The organism is Micromonospora sp. CA-263727 (assembly GCF_050942455.1).
In the GTDB taxonomy this organism is placed as follows: Bacteria; Actinomycetota; Actinomycetes; order Mycobacteriales; family Micromonosporaceae; genus Micromonospora.
The window spans coordinates 4,591,513-4,611,589 of the sequence record NZ_CP192031.1 but is presented as its reverse complement, the minus strand read 5'-3'; the positions used below and the strand labels follow the sequence as shown (position 1 = coordinate 4,611,589).

The 20,077-nt window shown below is 71.7% G+C and carries 19 protein-coding genes and 1 pseudogene; 13 read left to right on the top strand and 7 right to left on the bottom strand.

The window, feature by feature from the left end; all coding sequences use genetic code 11:
* Nucleotides 1-148 precede the first annotated feature (148 nt).
* Complete coding sequence (locus ACQPYA_RS20030; protein WP_433528627.1) at nt 149-886, top strand: neutral zinc metallopeptidase; 738 nt, start codon at nt 149-151, stop codon at nt 884-886.
* Nucleotides 887-987: 101 nt separating this feature from the next.
* Nucleotides 988-1,638, top strand: a complete 651-nt coding sequence (locus ACQPYA_RS20025; RefSeq protein ID WP_433533544.1) for an HAD family hydrolase — start codon at nt 988-990, stop codon at nt 1,636-1,638.
* A 51-nt stretch (nt 1,639-1,689) separates the two neighbouring features.
* Here ACQPYA_RS20025 and ACQPYA_RS20020 read toward each other — a convergent pair whose 3' ends face one another.
* The 5 genes from ACQPYA_RS20020 to ACQPYA_RS20000 form a co-directional block, all read right to left on the bottom strand.
* A complete protein-coding gene (locus ACQPYA_RS20020) occupies nt 1,690-4,239 on the bottom strand; it encodes an ABC transporter permease (protein WP_433528626.1) in 2,550 nt (849 codons plus the stop codon).
* Nucleotides 4,239-5,006, bottom strand: a complete 768-nt coding sequence (locus tag ACQPYA_RS20015; RefSeq protein WP_433528625.1) for an ABC transporter ATP-binding protein — start codon at nt 5,004-5,006, stop codon at nt 4,239-4,241. The genes ACQPYA_RS20020 and ACQPYA_RS20015 overlap by 1 nt, the downstream gene beginning before the upstream one ends.
* 283 nt (nt 5,007-5,289) lie before the next feature.
* Nucleotides 5,290-5,976 carry a response regulator gene (locus tag ACQPYA_RS20010; protein ID WP_433528624.1) on the bottom strand — a complete coding sequence of 229 codons (687 nt, stop codon included), beginning with the start codon at nt 5,974-5,976 and terminating at the stop codon, nt 5,290-5,292.
* A complete protein-coding gene (locus ACQPYA_RS20005) occupies nt 5,969-7,183 on the bottom strand; it encodes a sensor histidine kinase (protein WP_433533543.1) in 1,215 nt (404 codons plus the stop codon). The genes ACQPYA_RS20010 and ACQPYA_RS20005 overlap by 8 nt, the downstream gene beginning before the upstream one ends.
* A gap of 82 nt (nt 7,184-7,265) precedes the next feature.
* Nucleotides 7,266-8,180, bottom strand: a complete 915-nt coding sequence (locus ACQPYA_RS20000) for a RecB family exonuclease (RefSeq protein ID WP_433528623.1) — start codon at nt 8,178-8,180, stop codon at nt 7,266-7,268.
* A 95-nt stretch (nt 8,181-8,275) separates the two neighbouring features.
* Between ACQPYA_RS20000 and ACQPYA_RS19995 the strand changes: the two genes are divergently transcribed.
* The 3 genes from ACQPYA_RS19995 to ACQPYA_RS19985 all read left to right on the top strand — a co-directional run bounded on the left by ACQPYA_RS19995 (nt 8,276) and on the right by ACQPYA_RS19985 (nt 11,182).
* Nucleotides 8,276-9,502, top strand: coding sequence for a site-2 protease family protein (locus ACQPYA_RS19995; RefSeq protein ID WP_433533542.1), 1,227 nt, complete (start codon nt 8,276-8,278; stop codon nt 9,500-9,502).
* The gene (locus ACQPYA_RS19990) at nt 9,499-10,503 is read left to right on the top strand and encodes a tRNA (adenine-N1)-methyltransferase (RefSeq protein WP_433528622.1); all 1,005 of its coding nucleotides are present in this window, start codon (nt 9,499-9,501) and stop codon (nt 10,501-10,503) included. The genes ACQPYA_RS19995 and ACQPYA_RS19990 overlap by 4 nt, the downstream gene beginning before the upstream one ends.
* Before the next feature lie 109 nt (nt 10,504-10,612).
* The gene (locus ACQPYA_RS19985; RefSeq protein ID WP_433528621.1) at nt 10,613-11,182 is read left to right on the top strand and encodes a hypothetical protein; all 570 of its coding nucleotides are present in this window, start codon (nt 10,613-10,615) and stop codon (nt 11,180-11,182) included.
* A 53-nt stretch (nt 11,183-11,235) separates the two neighbouring features.
* On the opposite strand, the gene ACQPYA_RS19980 is transcribed toward ACQPYA_RS19985, so the two are convergent.
* On the bottom strand, nt 11,236-11,529 hold the full coding sequence (locus ACQPYA_RS19980) for a ferredoxin (protein ID WP_433533541.1): 294 nt from the start codon (nt 11,527-11,529) through the stop codon (nt 11,236-11,238).
* 178 nt (nt 11,530-11,707) lie between these two features.
* On the opposite strand from ACQPYA_RS19980, the gene arc reads away from it, so the two are divergent.
* The 8 genes from arc to ACQPYA_RS19940 all read left to right on the top strand — a co-directional run bounded on the left by arc (nt 11,708) and on the right by ACQPYA_RS19940 (nt 19,094).
* Complete coding sequence (gene arc / locus ACQPYA_RS19975; RefSeq protein WP_433528620.1) at nt 11,708-13,489, top strand: proteasome ATPase; 1,782 nt, start codon at nt 11,708-11,710, stop codon at nt 13,487-13,489.
* A gap of 164 nt (nt 13,490-13,653) precedes the next feature.
* Nucleotides 13,654-15,171 (top strand): depupylase/deamidase Dop, encoded by a 1,518-nt coding sequence (gene dop / locus ACQPYA_RS19970; RefSeq protein ID WP_433528619.1) that lies wholly within the window; start codon nt 13,654-13,656, stop codon nt 15,169-15,171.
* Nucleotides 15,172-15,311: 140 nt separating this feature from the next.
* Nucleotides 15,312-15,527, top strand: coding sequence for a ubiquitin-like protein Pup (locus tag ACQPYA_RS19965; protein WP_137778990.1), 216 nt, complete (start codon nt 15,312-15,314; stop codon nt 15,525-15,527).
* A 33-nt stretch (nt 15,528-15,560) separates the two neighbouring features.
* The gene (locus tag ACQPYA_RS19960) at nt 15,561-16,235 is read left to right on the top strand and encodes an endonuclease VII domain-containing protein (RefSeq protein ID WP_433528618.1); all 675 of its coding nucleotides are present in this window, start codon (nt 15,561-15,563) and stop codon (nt 16,233-16,235) included.
* Nucleotides 16,154-16,993 carry a proteasome subunit beta gene (gene prcB, locus ACQPYA_RS19955; RefSeq protein WP_433528617.1) on the top strand — a complete coding sequence of 280 codons (840 nt, stop codon included), beginning with the start codon at nt 16,154-16,156 and terminating at the stop codon, nt 16,991-16,993. Before ACQPYA_RS19960 ends, prcB begins: the two co-directional genes overlap by 82 nt.
* A 61-nt stretch (nt 16,994-17,054) precedes the next feature.
* Nucleotides 17,055-17,882, top strand: a complete 828-nt coding sequence (gene prcA / locus ACQPYA_RS19950; RefSeq protein WP_433528616.1) for a proteasome subunit alpha — start codon at nt 17,055-17,057, stop codon at nt 17,880-17,882.
* Nucleotides 17,883-18,139: 257 nt separating this feature from the next.
* Entirely contained in the window at nt 18,140-18,571 is a 432-nt protein-coding gene (locus tag ACQPYA_RS19945; protein WP_433528615.1) for a hypothetical protein, read from the top strand.
* 73 nt (nt 18,572-18,644) lie between these two features.
* Nucleotides 18,645-19,094 carry a TetR-like C-terminal domain-containing protein gene (locus ACQPYA_RS19940; RefSeq protein WP_433533540.1) on the top strand — a complete coding sequence of 150 codons (450 nt, stop codon included), beginning with the start codon at nt 18,645-18,647 and terminating at the stop codon, nt 19,092-19,094.
* Nucleotides 19,095-19,474: 380 nt separating this feature from the next.
* On the opposite strand, the pseudogene ACQPYA_RS19935 reads toward ACQPYA_RS19940, so the two are convergent.
* A pseudogene (locus ACQPYA_RS19935) lies at nt 19,475-20,077 on the bottom strand (glycosyltransferase); the annotation flags it as partial.

The window sequence follows — 20,077 nt, the reverse complement described above, 5'->3', positions numbered from 1 at the left end:
ACCCGGCAGCGGATCGCCGATCTTTCCTGTGGTCACCCGGTGCCCGACTGAACCGGAATGGCCGGGGAGGCGTAACAGACGGCAACGGGCGTGACGGTCGTATCGTCGGGGTACTGGATCCGGCATCGCCGAGGCGGGAGGAAACGCGGTGGCGGCAGGTGGTCGAGGGCAGCGCCGGGGAAGGCTGACCGGCCTGGCGGTGGCACTGGTGGCCTCGGCCGCGTGCATGGTGGAGCCGGTGGGCGGGCCGGCGGAGCCGACCGGGCAGCGACAATCCGCCTCGCCGAGTGCCGAGGTGACCCGGGCCGACGGCACCGACACGATCGAGGAGTTCCGGCAGGACATGGCCGACGCTCAGGGCATCGCCGAGCGGTACTGGGCAGAGCAGTTCCAGGACTCGGGGCAGTCGTTCCGGCCGATCCGGCGGATCATCCCGTACCAGCGTGACGGTGAGATCTCCTGCGGCGGGCAGGAGGTGCCCCGCAACAACGCGGTCTACTGCACGGTGAGTGACTTCATCGCGTACGACATCAACTGGTCTTTCCGCGCGTTCCGCCAGATCGGCGACGCGTTCGTCTTCTACCTGCTCGGCCACGAGTACGCCCACGGCATCCAGACCCGGCTGGGGATCCGCTACAACTTCACCATCCAGCAGGAGTTGCAGGCCGACTGCATGGCCGGGGCGTACCTCGGCGACTCGGTGCGCGCCGGGTGGCTCACCCTCGACGACGGTGACCTCGACGAGTTCAACGAGGGGCTGCTGGCGGTCGGCGACGACGCGGGCCAGCCGTGGTTCGCCGAAGGCTCGCACGGCACTCCGGAGCAGCGCTCCGAGGCGTTCTTCCGCGGGTACGAGCGATCCCTGTCCGCCTGCGGCCTCGGTTGAGAAAGGTCACTGTGCCGGGCGTGCCGCGCCGGCGGGCTGACAGGATCCATCGGGTACCCGAACCCGAGGAGGATCCGGTGAGCAGCGCCCATCCGGCCGCCGTGCTCTTCGACATGGACGGCACGCTGGTCGACAGCGAACGGCTGTGGGACGTCGCGTTGCAGGAGCTTGCGCAGACGTACGGCGGCACTCTCTCCGCGGTCGCCCGCCGCGCGATCGTCGGCACCGGCATGGCCGACTCGATGCGCATTCTGCACGAGGACCTGGGCCAGCCGCACCGGGACGCGGAGGCCAGCGCGGCGTGGATCAACGCCCGGATCCTGGAGCTGTTCCGCACCGGCCTGCAGTGGCGGCCCGGGGCGCTGGCGTTGCTGGCGGCGGTCCGCGCCGCGCGGATTCCGACCGCCCTGGTCACCTCCAGCGGCCGGGCCCTGGTCGAGATCGCGTTGGACACGCTCGGCCGGGACAGCTTCGACGTGGTGGTCTGCGGCGACGAGGTCGACTCGACCAAGCCGCACCCGGAGCCGTACCTGACGGCCGCGCGGCTGCTCGGGGTGCCGATCGAGCGGTGTGTGGCGATCGAGGACTCGGCGACCGGGGTGGCCAGCGCGGTCGCCGCCGGGGCGGCGGTCCTGGCCGTGCCGGCGGAGGTGCCGCTGACGCCCCGCGACGGCGTGCACCAGTTGGAGAGCCTGCTCGCGGCGGACCTGGAGCTGCTGGCCGCGCTGCTCGTCGAGCAGACGACGCGTTAAGAGGGGCCCCCTGTACTACGCGAGGCGTTAACAGGGGCCCCTCCTTGCACCTCAGTCGTGGGCGATGGCGCCTAGGACGTTGATCCGGGCGGCGCGGATCGCGGGCAGGACGGCGGCGACCACGCCGATCAGGGCGGCCAGCCCGAGGAAGACACCCATCTGACCCCAGGGCAGGACCAGCTTGGTGATCCCCTCGTCGCGGAGCGCCTCCACCACCGCGGCGCCGAGGCCGGTGCCGACGGCCACGCCGAGCAGCGCGCCGAACACCGAGATCACCACCGCCTCCACGGTGATCATGCCCATGGTCTGCGACCGGCGCAGGCCGATGGCGCGCAGCAGGCCCAGCTCACGGGTCCGCTCCAGCACCGACAGGGCCAGCGTGTTGACGATGCCCAGGACGGCGATCACGATGGCCAGGGCCAGCAGGATCTGGATCATCTGGAGCAGGGTGTCCAACGGCGCGGTCTGCTGGTCGATGAACGCCTGCCGGTCGCCGACCGACACCTCCGGGCTGTCGGTCAGCAGCGCCTCGACGCGCGGCTGCACGTCGGCCACCCGGGTCCCCGGTTCGAGCTGGATGAACGCCTGGAACGGCTTCGGGTTGCTGAAGTTGCGGCTGGCCTCCGCCGGCAGCATCACCGGGCCGAACAGCGGCGAACTCTGGTAGATGCCGCTGACCGTGTAGGTCTGCTCGTCACCGCGGGCGAACTGCACCGGTACTGTCGAGCCCACCGACAGGCCACGCTGCTCGGCCACGTCCGAGCTGATCAGCACCTGGTTCGCCGCGAGCCGGTCGATGTCCCCGGCGGTCGGCGTCGCCCCGTAGATCTGCCGCAGCGCCGCCGGCTCGCTGACCGCGCCCACCCAGTAGCGCTCGCCACCGAAGCTGGCCAGGTCGGCGTACTGGCCGTCGACGAGGCGGACCCCGGGGACCGCCTTCACCTCGTCCAGCACCGCCGGGTCGAACGTCGGCATCCGCGGACCGGACTGCACACCGGAGATCATCAGCTCGGCGTTGACGCTGTCCTCGGCGAGGCCGCTGATGCTGCTCTTGGTCGAGTCGAGAACCACCGTGATCCCGGTGACCAGGGCGATGCCGACCATCAACGCGGCCGCGGTGATCGCGGTGCGGCGCGGGTTGCGACCGGAGTTGAGCCGGCCCAGCTTGCCCGGCGTCCAGCCGGAGAAGACCGCGCCGAGCGCCGCCACCACCGGCCGGCTGATCAGCGGCGTCAGCAGGGCCACGCCGACGAACGCGAACAGCACGCCGCCGAGGATGGCGGTCAGGGTGTTTCCGCCCGCGTGGCCGTCCAGGCCGAGGAAGAGCAGGATGCCGCCGAGCGCGGTCACCACCGCCCCGGCCACGGTCACCTTGGTCAGCGGCCGGTCCGGGGTGGCCACGTCCTGCATCGCCGCGATCGGGGGGATCCGCGCGGCCCGCAGCGCCGGCAGCAGCGCCGCCACCACGGTGATCACCAGGCCGACCGCGAACGCGCCGATCACCGCCGAGGCGGGCACGCCCAGACCGGCCAGCGCCATCCCGCCGGCCAGGTTGGTGAACAGGTACGCCAGCAGGGCGCCGATGCCGATGCCGGCGGCCAGGCCGAGCAGCGAGGCGATCAGGCCGATGGCGATCGCCTCCAGCACCACCGAGCCGATGATCTGCCTGCCGCTGGCGCCGACCGCCCGCAGCAACGCCAGTTCCCGGGTGCGCTGCGCCACGATGATCGAGAACGTGTTCAGGATCAGGAAGGTGCCGACCAGCAGCGCCACCGCGGCGAAGCCGAGCAGGATCCGGTTGAAGAAGGCCAGCCCTTCCTTCAGGCCGGCGGCGGCGTCGGCGGAGAGCTGCTCGCCGGTCTTGACCACGTAGTCGTCGCCGAGCGCCGCGGCCACCGTGTCGCGCAGCGACTCGTCGGAGACGCCCGACGCCGCGGTGACCACGATGCTGTTGAAGACGTCCGGCTCACCGAGCATCAGCCGCTGGGCCGCCGGCGTGGTGAACCGCACCTCGTTGGCGCCGCCGATGGAGTCCCGGTCCCCGCTGTAGCCGAAGACGCCGACGATGGTGAAGTCTTGGCGTGGCGCCAGGGTGAGCACGCCCACCCGGTCGCCGACGCCGACCTTGCCCGCGGTCGCCAGCGCCTTGTTGATCACGATCTCGTTGTCGGCGCGCGGCTCCCGGCCCTCGCGAAGCTGCACCAGTTCGCTCTCGCCGAGCCAGTTACCGCCCAACTGCGGCGGCCCGAACGAGGTGACGGCCTTGCCGTTGCTGCCGATCAGCACCGCCCCGTCGGCGTCCACCGTGCCGACCGCCTCGCCCACCCCGGGCACCGCGCGGACCTTCTCCAGCGTGGCGGCCGGGAAGGGGGCCTGGATCTGCTCGCCCTCCATCTCGGTGAGCGCGAGCTTCGGCTTGGCGGCCACGTTGACGTCGACCTCGGCGTACGCGTCGGCGAAGATCTGGTCGAAGGAACGGCCGAGGGTGTCAGTGAGCACGAAGGCGCCGGAGACGAACATGACGCCCAGCACCACGGCCAGGCCGGACAGCACCAGCCGGACCTTGCGGGCCAGCAGGCTCTTCAATGTCGCCCGGAACATCAGCCGGCCACCTCGGCGGGAGTGTCCAGCTTCTTCATGGTGTCCAGCACCGTGTCGGCGGTCGGCTCGATCAGCTCGGAGACGATCTGCCCGTCGGCGAGGAAGACCACCCGGTCGGCGTACGCCGCCGCCGTCGGGTCGTGGGTGACCATGACGATCGTCTGCCCGTGCTCACGCACCGAGTTGCGCAGGAAGTTCAGCACCTCCGCGCCGGAGCGCGAGTCCAGGTTGCCGGTCGGCTCGTCGGCGAAGATCACCTCGGGGCGGGCCACCAGCGCCCGGGCGCACGCCACCCGCTGCTGCTGGCCGCCGGAGAGCTGCGCCGGCCGGTGCTCCAGCCGGTCCCGCAGCCCGACCGTGTCGATCACGACGTCGTACCAGGCCGGGTCGGGCTTGCGCCCGGCGATCGACAACGGCAGCAGGATGTTCTCCTTGGCCGTCAGGGTGGGCAGCAGGTTGAACTGCTGGAAGATGAAGCCGACCTTGTCCCGGCGCAGCTTGGTCAGACCCGCGTCACCCAGACCGGTGACCGTGGTGTCGCCGACCTGCACCGTCCCCCGGGTCACCGTGTCCAACCCGGCCAGGCAGTGCATCAGCGTCGACTTGCCGGACCCGGACGGGCCCATGATCGCGGTGAACCGCCCGCGCTCGAACTCGGCGCTGACCCCCCGCAGCGCGATGACCTGTGCCTCGCCGCTGCCGTATACCTTCCATACGTCGCTCGCCCGGGCTGCGGCCGGTACCGGCTGGCCTGTCGTAGCGGTCACGTCTGAACCTCTCCGTCGCTGTCGAATCGCGCCGCCCCCGCTGGCCCGGCACGAGTCCCATCATCTGCGCTGCCCGGCGCGGATCCGTCCGACTCCGGGCGGAGCCGGGGCGGATTTCCGGGTGCGGGTACCCCCCACGCCGAGTCAGGGTTGTCCCCGATCCGGCACCGGTCGGCCGTGTCGCTCCGGCCGGTGCACGGTCATCGTGAGCGTTGCCGCCACGTGAGGGTCAACCACTTTTCGCCGCAGACCGTCACGGTAGGTGACGGATGCAACGGCCGCGTTACGCGCCGGGCCGGACCAGGCCCGACTCGTACGCCAGCACGACCGCCTGCACCCGGTCCCGCAGCCCGAGCTTGGTCAGCACATGCCCGACATGGGTCTTGATGGTGGTTTCGCTCACCGACAGTGCCCGGGCGATCTCGGCGTTGGAGAGCCCCCGGGCGACCTGGACGAGCACCTCCCGCTCGCGGTCGGTGAGGGCGTTGAGCGTCTTCGGGGGCGACGCCGCCGGGTCGGGCAGCGCGTCGGCGAAGCGGTCCAGCAACCGCCGCAGGATCCGCGGGGCCACCACCGCGTCGCCGCCGGCCACCGTGTGGATGGCGGTCACCAGGTCCTCGGCCGGCACGTCCTTGGCCAGGAAGCCGCTGGCCCCGGCGCGCAGCGCACCCACCACGTACTCGTCCAGGTCGAAGGTGGTCAGGATCAACACCCGCACCGGCAGCCGGGCGTCGACGATGGCCCGGGTCGCGGTCACCCCGTCCATCCGCGGCATCCGGATGTCCATCAGCACCACGTCGGGCAGCAGCCGGCGGGACAGCTCCACCGCCTCCACCCCGTCCCCGGCCTCCGCCACGATGTCGAGGTCCGGCTCGGCGCCGAGCACCATCCGGAAGCCGGTACGCAGCAGCGGCTGGTCGTCGGCGAGCAGGATCCGCACCGGCCGGGCCGGCGCGCTCGGGTCAACCATCTGATCCTCCACGTCTCACACCCGTACCGTCGGCCAGCGGCTCGACCGGGATCCGCGCATACACCCGGTAGCCGCCGCCGGGGCGCGCCCCGGTCCGCAGAAGACCACCGTAGAGGCCGACCCGTTCCCGCATCCCGACCAGGCCGTGCCCGACCCGGTGGGTGTCCGGCCGCGGCCCCCGGCCGGTGTCGGTGACCTCGACCTCGACGGCGTTGCCGGCGAGGCTCACCCGCACCTGCGCGGTGGCCGTGTTCCCGGCGTGCTTGAGCGTGTTGGTCAACGCCTCCTGCACGATCCGGTAGACGGTCAGCGCCACCCCCTCCTCCAACGCCGACGCGGTGCCCGCCACGGTCAGCGCCACCGGCAGCCCGGCCTCGCGTACCTGCTCGGTCAACGTCTCGATGCCGGCGATTCCCGGCTGCGGCGACAGCTCGGCGGCCGGCTCGGCCTCGGTGCGCAGCACGTCCAGCAGCCGGCGCAGCTCCCGCAGGGTCGCCCGGCTGGTCTCCTCGATGGTGCCGATCGCCTCGTCGGCGGCGTCCGGGTCGCGGCGCAACACCCGCCGGACCCCGGTGGCGAGCACCCCCATCACACTGACGTGGTGGGCCACCACGTCGTGCAGCTCCCGGGCGATGCGCCGCCGCTCGTCGGCGACCGCCTGCTCGGCCAGGGCACGCTGGTTGGCCTCGGCGGCCCGGGCCCGCTCCCGCAGCGCCTCGGTCGAGGAGCGCCGCGCGTTGAGCGTGCGCCCCACCGAGAACGACACGATCCCGACCAGGAGATTGTTCGCCACCAGGTACGCGGAGCTGATCTGCGGCAGGCCCTCGTGCGGCACCAGGGTGTTCACCACCGCCACCGGCAGCCACAGCACCACCGCCGCCACCAGCGCCGGGCGCACCGGACGGTACGCGGCCATGGTGTAGGTGAGCACCACGAAGGTGAGGCTCTGCGTGGTCGGGATCACGTCGATCGTGATGGGCAGCGCCAGGGTCGCCAGCGCGACCAGCACGGCGGGCCACAGCGCCACCCGGCGCAGCGCCACCGGCGCCGCGCAGAGCAGGCTCCAGCCCAGCGCCGCCGGCAGCGGCCGGGGCCAGAACTCCCGCGGGGTCAGCAGGGTGAACAGGACCTCCGCCAGGACCAGCCCGGCGGCCAGTAGCGCGTCACCGGCCAGCGGGCGTCGACGCAGCCACTCCCTCGGATCCATACCCACGCCACGACGCTAGCCGCCCCGGCCGGCAAAAGATCGTCTCGGGCGGTGACGTGGCCGTCCTCCCTGGGGAGGAGAGCTACTCGTCGGCCCCCGGCGGGGCCGGCCGGGAACGGGCGTCGCGCAGCGGGTCGGGCGCCGAAAGCTGCTCCGGAAAGGGCGGCGGGGTGCCGCCGTAGCTGGGGCAGTGCGCCTGATGGCTGCACCAGTCGCAGAGCCGGCTCGGCCGGGGTCGGAAATCCCGCGCGGCGGTGGCCTGCTCGATCGCCCGCCACAACGCCACCACCGTGCGCTCGAAGCGCGCCAACTCCTCGGCGTCCGGGCTGTAGTCGCAGACCTCGGCGTCCTTGAGGTAGAGCAGGCGCAGCACCCGGGGGACCACGCCCCGGGTGCGCCACAACACCAGCGCGTAGAACTTCAGCTGGAACAGGGCCCGGGCCTCGAACGCCTCGCGTGGCGCGCCCCCGGTCTTGTAATCCACCACCCGCAGCGCGCCGTCCGGGGCGACGTCGAGACGGTCGAGATAGCCCCGGATCAGCAACTCGTCGTCGACCACGGCCGAGACCAGGCTCTCCCGTTCGGCGGGCTCCAGCCGGCGCGGATCCTCCACCGCGAAGTAGCCCGCCAGCAGGGCGGTCGCCGAACGCAGGAACTCCGCCGCGTCGAGCTGGCCGTCGGCCTCGAAGAGCCCGGCCAGCTCCGGCTGCTCGGTGACCAGGCGGTCCCACTGGGGCGAGACGAGATCACCGGCCGCGTCCGGGGTGCGGCCGGCCGGCGGCAGGTCGAAGAGCCGCTCCAGCACCGCGTGCACCAGCGTGCCGCGGGCCTGCTCCACAGTGGGCCGCTCGGGCAGCCGGTCGATGCTGCGGAACCGGTAGAGCAGCGGGCAGGTCTTGAAATCCGCGGCCCGTGACGGCGACAGCGAGGCCCGCACCGTCGCCGGCAACCGCGCCGGAGTCGGAGCCTGCTGGGTGATCACCGGATCCGCCGTCATGCCCCGGAACACTAGGGCACCGGTGTGACAGACCGGCCGCCGCCGCACCGGTAGGTGATCTTCCACCGCGTAGCATCAGGCCGATGGAGCAGCCGATGGAACAGCGGAGGCGACCGCGGGCGGGCCGGCGTTCCGGCCTCCAGGTGGGCCGGGTCTTCGGAGTGCCGCTGTACCTGAACGCGTCGATCCTGCTGCTCGCCCTGCTGATCATCGTGCTCTACGGCGAGCTGGCCGGCCAGCGGCTACAGCTGTCACCGCTCGGCGGCTACCTGGTCGGGGCCGGGTTCGTCGTCTCCCTGCTCGGTTCGGTGCTGGCCCACGAACTCGGCCACGCCCTCACCGCCCGACACTTCGGCATCGGTGTGCGCGGGATCACCCTGGAACTGCTCGGCGGGTACACCGAGATGGACCGCGACGCCCCGTCGCCCCGGGTGGACCTGCTGGTGTCGCTGGCCGGGCCGGCGGTCTCCGCGGTGCTCGGCGGGGCTGCGGTCGCCGCGACGCTGGCCCTGCCCGACGGCACCGTCGCCGACCAGCTCGCCTTCCAACTGGCCGCGAGCAACGTCATCGTCGCGGTGTTCAACATCCTGCCCGGGCTGCCGCTGGACGGCGGGCGGGCGCTGCGCGCCCTGATCTGGGCGGTCACCCGGGACCGGCACCGGGCCACCGAGGTGGCCGGCTGGGCCGGCCGGATCGTGGCGGCCGGCACGGTGCTGCTGGTGGCGGCGCTCTACGCGGTCGACGTGCTGAGCCTGCTGGCGCTGCCGCTGACGGCGCTCGTCGCGCTCACCCTCTGGCACGGCGCCGGGCAGTCCATCAGGATGTCCCGGATCAGCCGCCGGCTCCCGCTGATCGACCTGGCCCGACTGGCCCGTCCGGTGTTCGCGGTGCCCACCGGCACCCCGCTGGCCGAGGCCCAGCGTCGCGCCACGGAGGCGGCGCAGCCCGGCAGCGCGGGACCGGCGCAACCGGATCCGGGCCGGGCCCCGCGCCAGCCGGAACACCGGGCGGCGGAGCCGGAGTGGTCGGTCGCGCTGCTGGTCACCGACTCCGCGGGGCGACCGATGGCCGTGGTGGACCCGGCCGCCGCGGCGGCCGTACCCCCGGCGCGCCGGCCCTGGCTGGCCGTTGACGCGGTCGCCCGGTCGCTCGCCGACCTGCCGACGCTGCCGGTGGCCACCGACGGGGAGCGGGTGCTGGAGATCGTGCAGGCCCACCCGGGCGCGCAGTACGTCGTGACGGCAGGCGAAGATGTCGTCGGCATTCTGCACATCGCGGATCTGGCTCAACTGCTCGAACCTCACCGGAAGATGAACACGTGACCGTGACCCACTCCACCCCGGCCGCCGACGCGCCCACCGAGCAGCCGGAGCTGCCCCCCGTGCACCGTGGGCCGTTCCGGCCCGGCGACCGGGTGCAGCTGACCGACCCGAAGGGTCGGATGCACACGGTCACCCTGGAACCGGGCAAGGCGTTCCACACCCACCGCGGCATCCTGGCGCACGACGCGCTGATCGGCCTGCCCGACGGCAGCGTGGTCACCACCGCCGGCGGCGGCACCACGTTCCTGGCGCTGCGCCCGCTGCTCTCGGACTACGTGCTCTCCATGCCCCGCGGGGCCCAGGTGATCTACCCCAAGGACGCGGCGCAGATCGTCGCCATGGGCGACATCTTCCCCGGTGCGAAGGTCCTGGAGGCCGGCGCCGGCTCCGGGGCGCTGAGCTGCTCGCTGCTGCGCGCGGTCGGCACCTCCGGCGAACTGCACTCGTACGAGCTGCGCGACGACTTCGCCCAGATCGCCCGGCGCAACGTCGAGGCGTTCTTCAACGCCCCGCACCCGGCCTGGCACCTGCACGTGGGGGACGTGGCCGGGTGCCCGGAGAGCGGTTTCGACCGGATCATCCTGGACATGCTGACCCCGTGGGAGAACCTCGACATGGTCGAGCGCGCGCTGCTGCCCGGCGGCGTGTTCATCGGCTACGTGGCCACCACCCCGCAGCTGTCCGAGCTGGTCGAGGCGCTGCGTGAGCGGGGCGGCTGGACCGAGCCGCGGGCCTGGGAGTCGCTGGTGCGGGACTGGCACGCCGAGGGGCTGGCGGTCCGGCCCGACCACCGGATGATCGCCCACACCGCGTTCCTGGTCTCCGCGCGTAAGCTCGCCCCCGGAGTCACCGCTCCGCCGCGGCGTCGCAAGCCCAGCAAGGGCACCGAGGCGTACGCGCAACGCCGGCAGGCGCTGCGCGCGGCGGAGGCGGCCCGGCAGGCGGCGGAGCCCGCCGACCCGGCGCAACCGGACGCGACGCAGGAGGCGGACAGGTCGTGACGGCACGAGCGCGCGGAGCGAGGTGACGGCATGAGTGAGCGTGGCGAGCGAATCGTCGATGCGGCGCGGAAGAGGCTCAGGTCGGCGCCGAGCGGAGCGAGGTGACGGCATGAGCCGTCCCGGTTTCGGCGGCGACCTGCCGGCGGTCTTTCCGGACTGGTCGCCCTACACCGACCTTGAGTCGGCGGCGCGGGCCTACCTGCGGGACCCGGACGTCGCCCTGGAGGCGCTCAACGGTGTGCTGCGCGGGGCGAAGGTGCTCGGCTTCACCCTGGAACGTTTCGTCAACGAGGTGAACGGGGTCTGGCAGGAGGTCGTGGTCTGCGACGGCAGCCGCCTGGTGCTCTGGCACGGCGAGGACGTGCCGCCGGGGGAGGGGCCGGCGGGTTCGATGACCTCGTCGCTGCGGGTGGTGCCGGTCTCCTCGGTCACCGAGGTCGGCTGCCGCCGCCGGTTGTTCCGCCACGACAACGGCGAGATCCGGGTCGACAGCATCGACGTCTACCTGCTGCTCACCTCGCTGGACGAGAGCCCGCCGAGCGAGGAGGCGACCGGCGGGCCGCGCCACGACGCGCTGCGCTTCGGCAAGACCCTCGACGACGGCGGCGCTGGGCAGATCGCCCGACTGGAGGAGTTCGCCCGACTGGTCGCCTCGGTGGTCGGCCGCCCGCTGCTGTAGCCGAGCCGCTGCGCCGCCCGCCGCAGTGGCCGGCCTGCTGTGGTCGCCGGCGCTCAGTCGTCCTCGGCGTCCGGCCCGGCGACCTCGACACCGTCGCCGCGCACCACGTGGATGCACTCGCCGGGGCACTCCTTCGCCGAGTCGATCACCTCAAGGCGCAGGTGCTCCGGCACGTCCACCCGGGCGCCGGGGGCCTGCCGCAGCTCACCGTCGGCACCCCTGACGTACGCCAGGCCGTCGATGTCGAACTCGAAGACCTCCGGGGCGTACTGCACGCACAGCCCGTCGCCCGTGCAGAGGTCCTGGTCCACCCAGACCTGCAACTGGTCGGTCGCGACCTCGGCCACCGGCGCACCCCCCATGTTCTCCCGTCCCACCCCCCGACGGTACCCGAATGCCGGTACCCGCCCGTCGGCCCACCCTTGGCGATCAAGCTTCTGTGACGGGCGCGTTGCGGAGGACCGAATCGGGCTCACAGCAGCTAGTGTTAGCTCAGAACGTTCGAGCCCCCCGGGGAGGTGGGACGTGGCACGCAGCGACGACGCGGACTCGCGCGCCGCACGGTGGGAGAAGGAGGCCCACGATCTCTCCACGCAGGTCGCGTTCCTTCAAGAGGAACTCGCTCTCGTGCGGCGCAAGTTGACCGAAAGCCCCCGACACGTCCGGCAGCTCGAGGAGCGGCTGGCCGCCACCCAGGCGCAGTTGGCCCGGCTGACCGAGAACAACGAACGGCTCGTGAGCACCCTCAAAGAGGCTCGCGCGCAGATCGTGACGCTCAAGGAGGAGATCGACCGTCTCGCCCAGCCCCCCAGTGGCTACGGTGTGTTCCTGGCCCGGCACGACGACGGCACGGTCGACGTCTTCACCGGCGGGCGCAAGCTGCGCGTGGCCGTCTCGCCCTCGCTGGACGTGGGCGAGCTGCGGCGCGGCCAGGAGGTCCTGCTCAACGACGCGCTCAACATCGTCGACGCGTTCGGCTACGAGCGGGTCGGCGAGGTGGTCATGCTCAAGGAGGTGCTGGCGGGCCCCGACGGTGCCCCGGGTGACCGGGCGCTGGTGGTCTCGCACTCCGACGAGGAGCGGATCGTGCACCTGGCCGAGACCCTGATCGGCAGCGCGATCCGGGCCGGCGACTCGCTCATGATCGAACCGCGGTCGGCGTACGCGTACGAGCGGATCCCCAAGAGCGAGGTCGAGGAGCTGGTCCTGGAGGAGGTGCCGGATGTCGGCTACACCGACATCGGCGGTTTGCACTCCCAGATCGAGCAGATCCGCGACGCGGTGGAGCTGCCGTTCCTGCACGCCGACCTGTTCCGGGAGCACCAGCTGCGCCCGCCGAAGGGGATCCTGCTCTACGGCCCGCCCGGTTGCGGCAAGACGCTGATCGCCAAGGCGGTCGCCAACTCGCTGGCGAAGAAGATCGCCGAGCGGCGGGGCGAGGAGAAGCACACCAGCTTCTTCCTCAACATCAAGGGCCCCGAGCTGCTCAACAAGTACGTCGGCGAGACCGAGCGGCACATTCGGCTGATCTTCCAGCGGGCCCGGGAGAAGGCCGGCGAGGGCACCCCGGTCATCGTCTTCTTCGACGAGATGGATTCGGTCTTCCGGACCCGTGGCTCCGGTGTCTCCTCCGACGTGGAGAACACCATCGTTCCGCAGCTGCTGAGCGAGATCGACGGTGTGGAGGGGCTGGAGAACGTCATCGTCATCGGCGCCTCCAACCGGGAGGACATGATCGACCCGGCGATCCTGCGGCCGGGCCGGCTCGACGTGAAGATCAAGATCGAGCGCCCGGACGCCGAGGCGGCCAAGGACATCTTCTCCAAGTACATCCTCGCCGGCCTGCCGCTGCACGCCGACGACCTCGCCGAGCACGGCGGGGAGGCCCAGGCAACCGTCGCCGCCATGATCGACGCGGTGGTCCTGCGGATGTACTCGGAGACCGAGGAGAACCGCTTCCTGGAGGTCACCTACGCCAACGGTGACAAGGAAGTCCTCTACTTCAAGGACTTCAACTCCGGCGCGATGATCCAGAACATCGTCGACCGGGGCAAGAAGATGGCCATCAAGGAGTTCCTCACCTCCGGCCGCAAGGGGCTGCGCCTACAGCACCTGCTCGACGCCTGCGTCGACGAGTTCCGCGAGAACGAGGACCTGCCCAACACCACCAACCCGGACGACTGGGCCCGGATCTCCGGCAAGAAGGGCGAGCGGATCGTCTACATCCGCACGCTCGTCTCCGGCGGCAAGGGCACCGAGGCCGGCCGGTCCATCGAGACCGCCAGCAACACCGGCCAGTACCTCTGACCGGCCCGCTACGAGGGCCCGTGACGCCATGCGTCACGGGCCCTGCGCGTACCGTCCGGCGCGACCCGCCGGCCTCCGACCGCACCGCCACGCCCCCGCGGGCCGCACCGCCGACTACGCTCGACGTGACGGGGGCCGGTCGGGCAAGCGAAGCGGGTAGGTCGATGAGCGTAAGACGGATCATGGGCACCGAGGTCGAGTACGGCATCTCCGTGCCCGGTCAGGCCGGGGCCAACCCGATGGTCACCTCTTCCCAGGTGGTGAACGCCTACGGCGCCCGCCCCGAACTCAACCGGGGCGGTCGGGCCCGGTGGGACTACGAGGAGGAATCACCGCTGCGGGATGCCCGCGGCTTCACCTACTCCGGCGCCGCGTACGACCCGGCGGAGGCGCTCGCCGACGAGGACCTCGGGCTGGCCAACGTGATCCTCACCAACGGCGCCCGACTCTACGTCGACCACGCCCACCCCGAATACTCCACACCCGAGGTGACCAACCCGCGCGACCTGGTCCGCTGGGACAAGGCGGGGGAGCGGGTGATGGCGGAGGCGGCGCGCCGGGCCGCCACCATTCCCGGCACCGCGCCGATCCACCTCTACAAGAACAACACCGACAACAAGGGCGCCAGCTACGGCGCGCACGAGAACTACCTGATGCGCCGGCAGACGCCGTTCGCCGACATCGTGGCGTACCTGACCCCGTTCTTCGTGACCCGGCAGATCGTCTGCGGCGCCGGGCGGGTCGGCATCGGTCAGGACGGCGGCCAGAGCGGCTTCCAGATCTCTCAGCGGGCCGACTTCTTCGAGGTCGAGGTCGGCCTGGAGACCACCCTCAAACGGCCGATCATCAACACCCGCGACGAGCCGCACGCCGACGCGGACAAGTACCGCCGGCTGCACGTCATCATCGGCGACGCCAACCTGTCGGAGATCTCCACCTACCTCAAGGTGGGTGCCACCGCGCTGATCCTCACCATGATCGAGGAGAAGGCGCTCGGCCCCGACCTCGGCATCGCCGACCCGGTCGGGGAGCTGCGCGCGGTCAGCCACGACCCGTCCCTCACCCACCGGATGCGGCTGCGCGACGGGCGTCGGCTGACCGCGCTGGACGTGCAGTGGGCGTACCTGGAGCGGGTGCGCGCGTTCGTGGACGACCGCTATGGCAGCGACGTCGACGAGCAGACCGCCGACGTGCTGGACCGCTGGGAGGCGGTGCTGGACCGGCTCGGACGCGACGTCATGCTCTGCGCCGACGAGTTGGACTGGGTGGCCAAGCTGCGGCTGCTGGAGGGCTACCGGGACCGGGAGAAGCTGGGCTGGGGCTCGCACAAGCTGCAACTGGTCGACCTTCAGTATTCGGACGTGCGCCCGGAGAAGGGCCTCTACCACCGGCTGGTCTCCCGCGGGTCGATGAAGACGCTGCTCACCGACGAGGAGAGCCGTACGGCGATGACCGAGCCGCCCGAGGACACCCGGGCCTACTTCCGGGGCCGCTGCCTGGCGCAGTACGCCTCCGAGGTGGTCGCCGCCAGCTGGGACTCGGTCATCTTCGACGTGGGCCGGGAGTCGCTGGTGCGGGTGCCGATGATGGAGCCGGAGCGCGGCACCCGGCGGCACGTCGGTGCGCTCTTCGACCGCTGCGCCAGCGCCAAGGACCTGCTGGAGACGCTGACCGGCGGCTGAGCCGGTGGCCGGGCGCCGAACGGCCACCGGCCCCTGCCGAGAACGCCCGCCGCACGCTGGTCCCACTACCGGCGCGCGGCGGGCGTTTCGTCGTTCCCGCGAGGTAAGTTCATCGCAGAGCGATCGTGGAGGAGGCAACAGTGGCCACTCGTGACAGCGGCGGTCAGTCGCAGACGGGTAAGTCCCGCCAGGGCGAGGAGATCGAGGACGTCACCGTCGAGGCGAACCCGGAGGTCGCCGAGCGGCACGCCGAGATCACCGAGGACGTGGACGATCTCCTCGACGAGATCGACTCCGTCCTGGAGGAAAACGCCGAGGAGTTCGTGAGAGGATACGTACAAAAAGGAGGCCAGTGATTATACCTGGGCAAAACGGACATGCCGCAACCTGTGGATGATCAGAACGGTCAACGCCGTTGCCGCGACTGTGGAGAATGGAAGGCACTCGAGGAGTTCTGTTCGAGTAGCAAGCGCCCGCTCGGGCGCGGCAGCTACTGCAAACCCTGCTTCAACGAGCGGTCGAAGGCCAGCTACGCCAAGCGAATGAGGCTCAAGCAGGGCCGGGGGGTGAAGCAGGCCCGCGAGGTGCCCGAGGGCCATCGCTTCTGCGCTGACTGTGACAGCGTCAAGCCTTTGGTCGAGTTCCCACGGAACCGGGCCGACAGCTCGGGCTACGCCACGTATTGCAAGCCCTGCCACAACACGCGGACCCGGGAGACGAAGCAGCGGCTGTACGGCGGTAGCCGCGAGTACCACCTGCGGCGTCGGTATGGGATCGGGCAGAAGGAGTTCGACGAGCTTCTGGCGGAGCAGGGTGGGGTCTGCGGGGTCTGCGGTGACCTCGATCCGGAACATGTGGACCACGATCATCGCACCGGGTGGGTGCGCGGGATACTCTGCTTCAACTGCAACGGTGGCCTTGGCCAGTTCCGTGACAGTCCGACGAGGCTGGCCCGGGCCATCACGTACCTGAGAGGAACCACGTGGCAGCGGGTTTTGATCCATCCGGGCGTCTACCAGATGTGTTCACCAACGCGGGGACGTCCTCCTTCACCTCGTTCCTGAGCAAGGTGGCCCCCGAGATGCTGCCCGGCCGCCGGCCGCTGCCCCCGGGCCTGGCCGCCGACCTGGCCCCGCACGCCACCACGATCGTGGCCATCGCCGCCGCCGGCGGCGTGGTGATGGCCGGCGACCGGCGAGCCACCATGGGCAACCTGATCGCGCAGCGGGACATCGAGAAGGTGCATCCGGCCGACGCGTACTCGCTGGTGGGCATCGCCGGCACCGCCGGCATCGGCATCGAGCTGATGCGACTGTTCCAGGTGGAGCTGGAGCACTACGAGAAGATGGAAGGCGCGATGCTCTCGCTCGACGCCAAGGCCAACCGGCTGGCGTCGATGGTGCGGGGCAACCTGGGCGCGGCGATGCAGGGGCTCGCCGTGATTCCGCTCTTCGCCGGCTTCGACCTCGCCGCCAAGGACCCGGTGCGGGCTGGGCGGATCTTCAGCTTCGACGTCACCGGCGGTCCGTACGAGGAGACCGGCTACGACGCGATCGGCTCGGGCTCGCTCTTCGCCAAGTCGGCGTTGAAGAAGCGGTTCCGGGCCGGGCTCTCGGTGGACGACGCGGCGCGGCTGGCGGTGGAGGCGCTCTACGACGCGGCCGACGACGACACGGCGACCGGGGGTCCCGACCTGAGCCGGCGGATCTTCCCGGTGGTGATGTCCGCGACGGCGGAGGGGACGTACCGGCTGACCGACGCGGAGACGGCGGCGATCGGCGAGAGCGTGGTCGCCGGCCGGATGGAGAACCCGGGCGGCTGAGCCGCCCCGCCCGCACCTGACCGTAGTTCCCCAGCACAGCGCCCGAAGGAGAGCCGCCGCCGTGGCCATGCAGTTCTACGCCTCGCCCGAACAGATCATGCGCGACCGTTCCGAGTTGGCCCGCAAGGGCATCGCCCGGGGGCGCAGCGCGGTGGTCGTGAGCTACGCCGGTGGGGTCCTCTTCGTCGCGGAGAACCTCTCCAGCACCCTGCACAAGGTCAGCGAGATCTACGACCGGATCGGCTTCGCCGCGGTCGGCAAGTACAACGAGTTCGAGAACCTGCGCCGCGCCGGGGTGCGGATGGCCGACCTGAACGGTCTGAGCTACGACCGGCGGGACGTCACCGGTCTGGCGCTGGCCAACGCGTTCGCGCAGACCCTCGGTGCCATCTTCACCGAGCAGTCGAAGCCGTTCGAGGTGGAGATCTGCGTGGCCGAGGTGGGCGCGACGCCGGAGGAGGACGCGCTGTACCGCCTCACCTACGACGGATCGGTCAACGACGAGCCGGGCCGGATGGCGATGGGCGGTCAGGCCGACGCCATTGCCGGGGTGCTCAAGGCGAACCACCGGCCGGACATGTCGCTCGGTGACGCGGTGAAGGTGGCGGTGCAGGCGCTGGGCAGCGTCGGCGGGGAGGGCGGTGCCGCCCGCGCTATCGCCGCCAACCAGTTGGAGGTGGCGATCCTGGACCGCAACCGGGTGGGCCGCACCTTCCGCCGGATCACCGGGGCGGCGTTGACCGCGCTGCTGGACGGGGGCGCCGAGGCGGAGGCGGAGGGTGACCGGGCGAAGACCCCGACCACGCCGACCGAGGAGGCGCACAAGCCGACCACCTCCGCCGGCTCCGCCGACCTGGAGGACAAACCGGGGGAGAAGCCCGAGTCCTGATCTTCGGCCGTCCGGGTCCGGCGATCCGGTGGGCCTCACCGTTCTGTTGCCGGTCGCGCCAGTCCGACTCCGACGCCCGACAGTTCCGACTGTCGGGCGTCGCGCCTTTCTCCGGTGCCGGCTGCGACCGGCGCTGCTGTCTGGTGGTCCGGCCCTGCGGTGCCGGCTGCGATCCGCACCACTGCCGGTGCTCCGGCCCTTGCGCGGCTAACGCTGTTAGCGGTTCAATGAGGCTAACAGCGTTAGCCTGTGGAAGGGTGGACATCGAGATGAGCAGTGTGCCGGTTGCCGGCGGCGGTCAGTTGGTCGCTTCGTCGACGGCGGAGCGGATCGGGCGGGTGCTGATGTGGGTGGCGGCCGGGAGCGCCGTCGCGGCGGCGGCGAGCGCCGTCGGCCTGGTGGTCGACTCCGAGGCCGGGGTGCGGGTGGTCGAGACCTGGCGGGCGTACGGTCTGATGGTCTTCGCCGGGCTGTTCGCCCTGCTCGCCTGGCGTCCGCAGGCATATCGAGGGGTGTGGGAGCTGGTGATCTTCCACAAGGTGGCGTTGACGGTCACCGCGGTCGGGTACGCCATGACCGGGGACGTGCCGGGCACCGGCCAGATCCTGGTCTGGGACGGCGGCCTCTCGGCGCTGCTGATCGTGGCGTACCTGCTCTGCCGGGGCTGGCGGTCCGGAGTGCGAGGCTGACGTGAACCGGCGCGAGGAGATCATCGACGTGGCGCAGCGGTTGCTGGAGGCCGAGGGGCCGGAGAGCCTCAGCATGCGCCGGCTCGCCGACGAACTCGGGATCCAGGCGCCGTCGTTGTACAAACACGTGTCGGGCAAGCCGGAGATCGAGGCGGCGCTGCAACAACGCGCGCTCCGGCAACTCGCCGAGGCGCTGGCCACGGTGCACGATCTGCCGGCGCTGGCGATGACGTACCGGCGGTGGGCGCTGGCGCATCCCCGGCTCTACGAGCTCAGCACCCGCCAGCCGCTCGCCCGGGAGCGGCTGGCGCCGGGCGTCGAGGCGGAGGCCGCGTCCGCCCTCCTGCGGCTGGCCGGCGGTGACCTGCCCACCGCGCGGGCGATCTGGGGCATGGCGCACGGTCTGGTCGACCTCGAACTCGCCGGCCGTTTCCCGCCCGGCGCCGACCTGGACGCGGTGTGGGAGCGGGCCGTCGCCACCTTCGCCGTGGCCCGGCCCGGCGGGTCAGCGGCGGGCCAGTAGCGGCCGGACCAGGGCCCACCAGCCGGCGGCGACCGCGTTGAACACGCCCATGCCGGGGGCGCGGCCACGTTCGACGGGGCCACCCGGGCGGTCATCAGCCCGGCGAGGGCGCCGTCGCCGACGAGGCGTTCGGCCTGCAACCGCCGGCGGCGGGCGCGTACCCAGCCCCGGTTGTGCCACAGCCAGGCCCAGCCGCGTGCCTTCTGGCGGCCCCAGCCGCCGGCCAGCGCGGCGGCGAGCATGGCCGCCTCGGTGAGCAGCAGCATCGGCGCGAGCAGCGCCAGCGTCCGCCCCTGGTACGCGGTGAGCAACGTGATCAGGCGGTTGCGTTCGACCAGGTAGAGCTTGAGGTCGTTGCGGGAGAACTCGTAGTGGTGGCGCACCACCGCGTCCGGCACGTACACCAGCCGCAGGTTGCGCTGCCACAGCCGCAGGCTGAGTTCGGTGTCCTCGTGGTAGGCGAAGTACTCGGCGGGGAAGCCGCCCAGTTCCGCCCAGCATGGGCGGGCGATCACGAAGCAGCAGCCGCTCAGTGACGGCACCTCGGTGCGCCGGGCGTGGGCGCTGGCCGGCTCGCCGTTGCCGCCGGCCCAGGAGAGGCCGGTGAAGTGCAGAGGGTTGCCCGAGGTGTTGATCAGGTCGGGTTGGTCGGCGAGCCGGATGGAGGCCATCGCGGCGCCGACGCCCGGCTCGGCGGCCACTGCGACCACCTTCGCCAGGGCGTCGGGGGCGACGATCGCGTCGGAGTTGACGAAGGCCAGCCAGTCGCCGGTGGCCTCGGCGGCACCGAGGTTGCCGCCGCCCGAGTAGCCGGTGTTCGCCTCCGGGCGGATCACCCGCACACCGGGCAGGCCCTTGACCACGTCGATGCCGTCGCCGGCGCAGCCGTTGTCGACCACCACCAGCTCGATGTCGACGCCGGTGCTGGCCAGCACGGCCCGGGCGGCATCGACCAGCCAGGGCTCGGCACCGTAGGCGAGCAT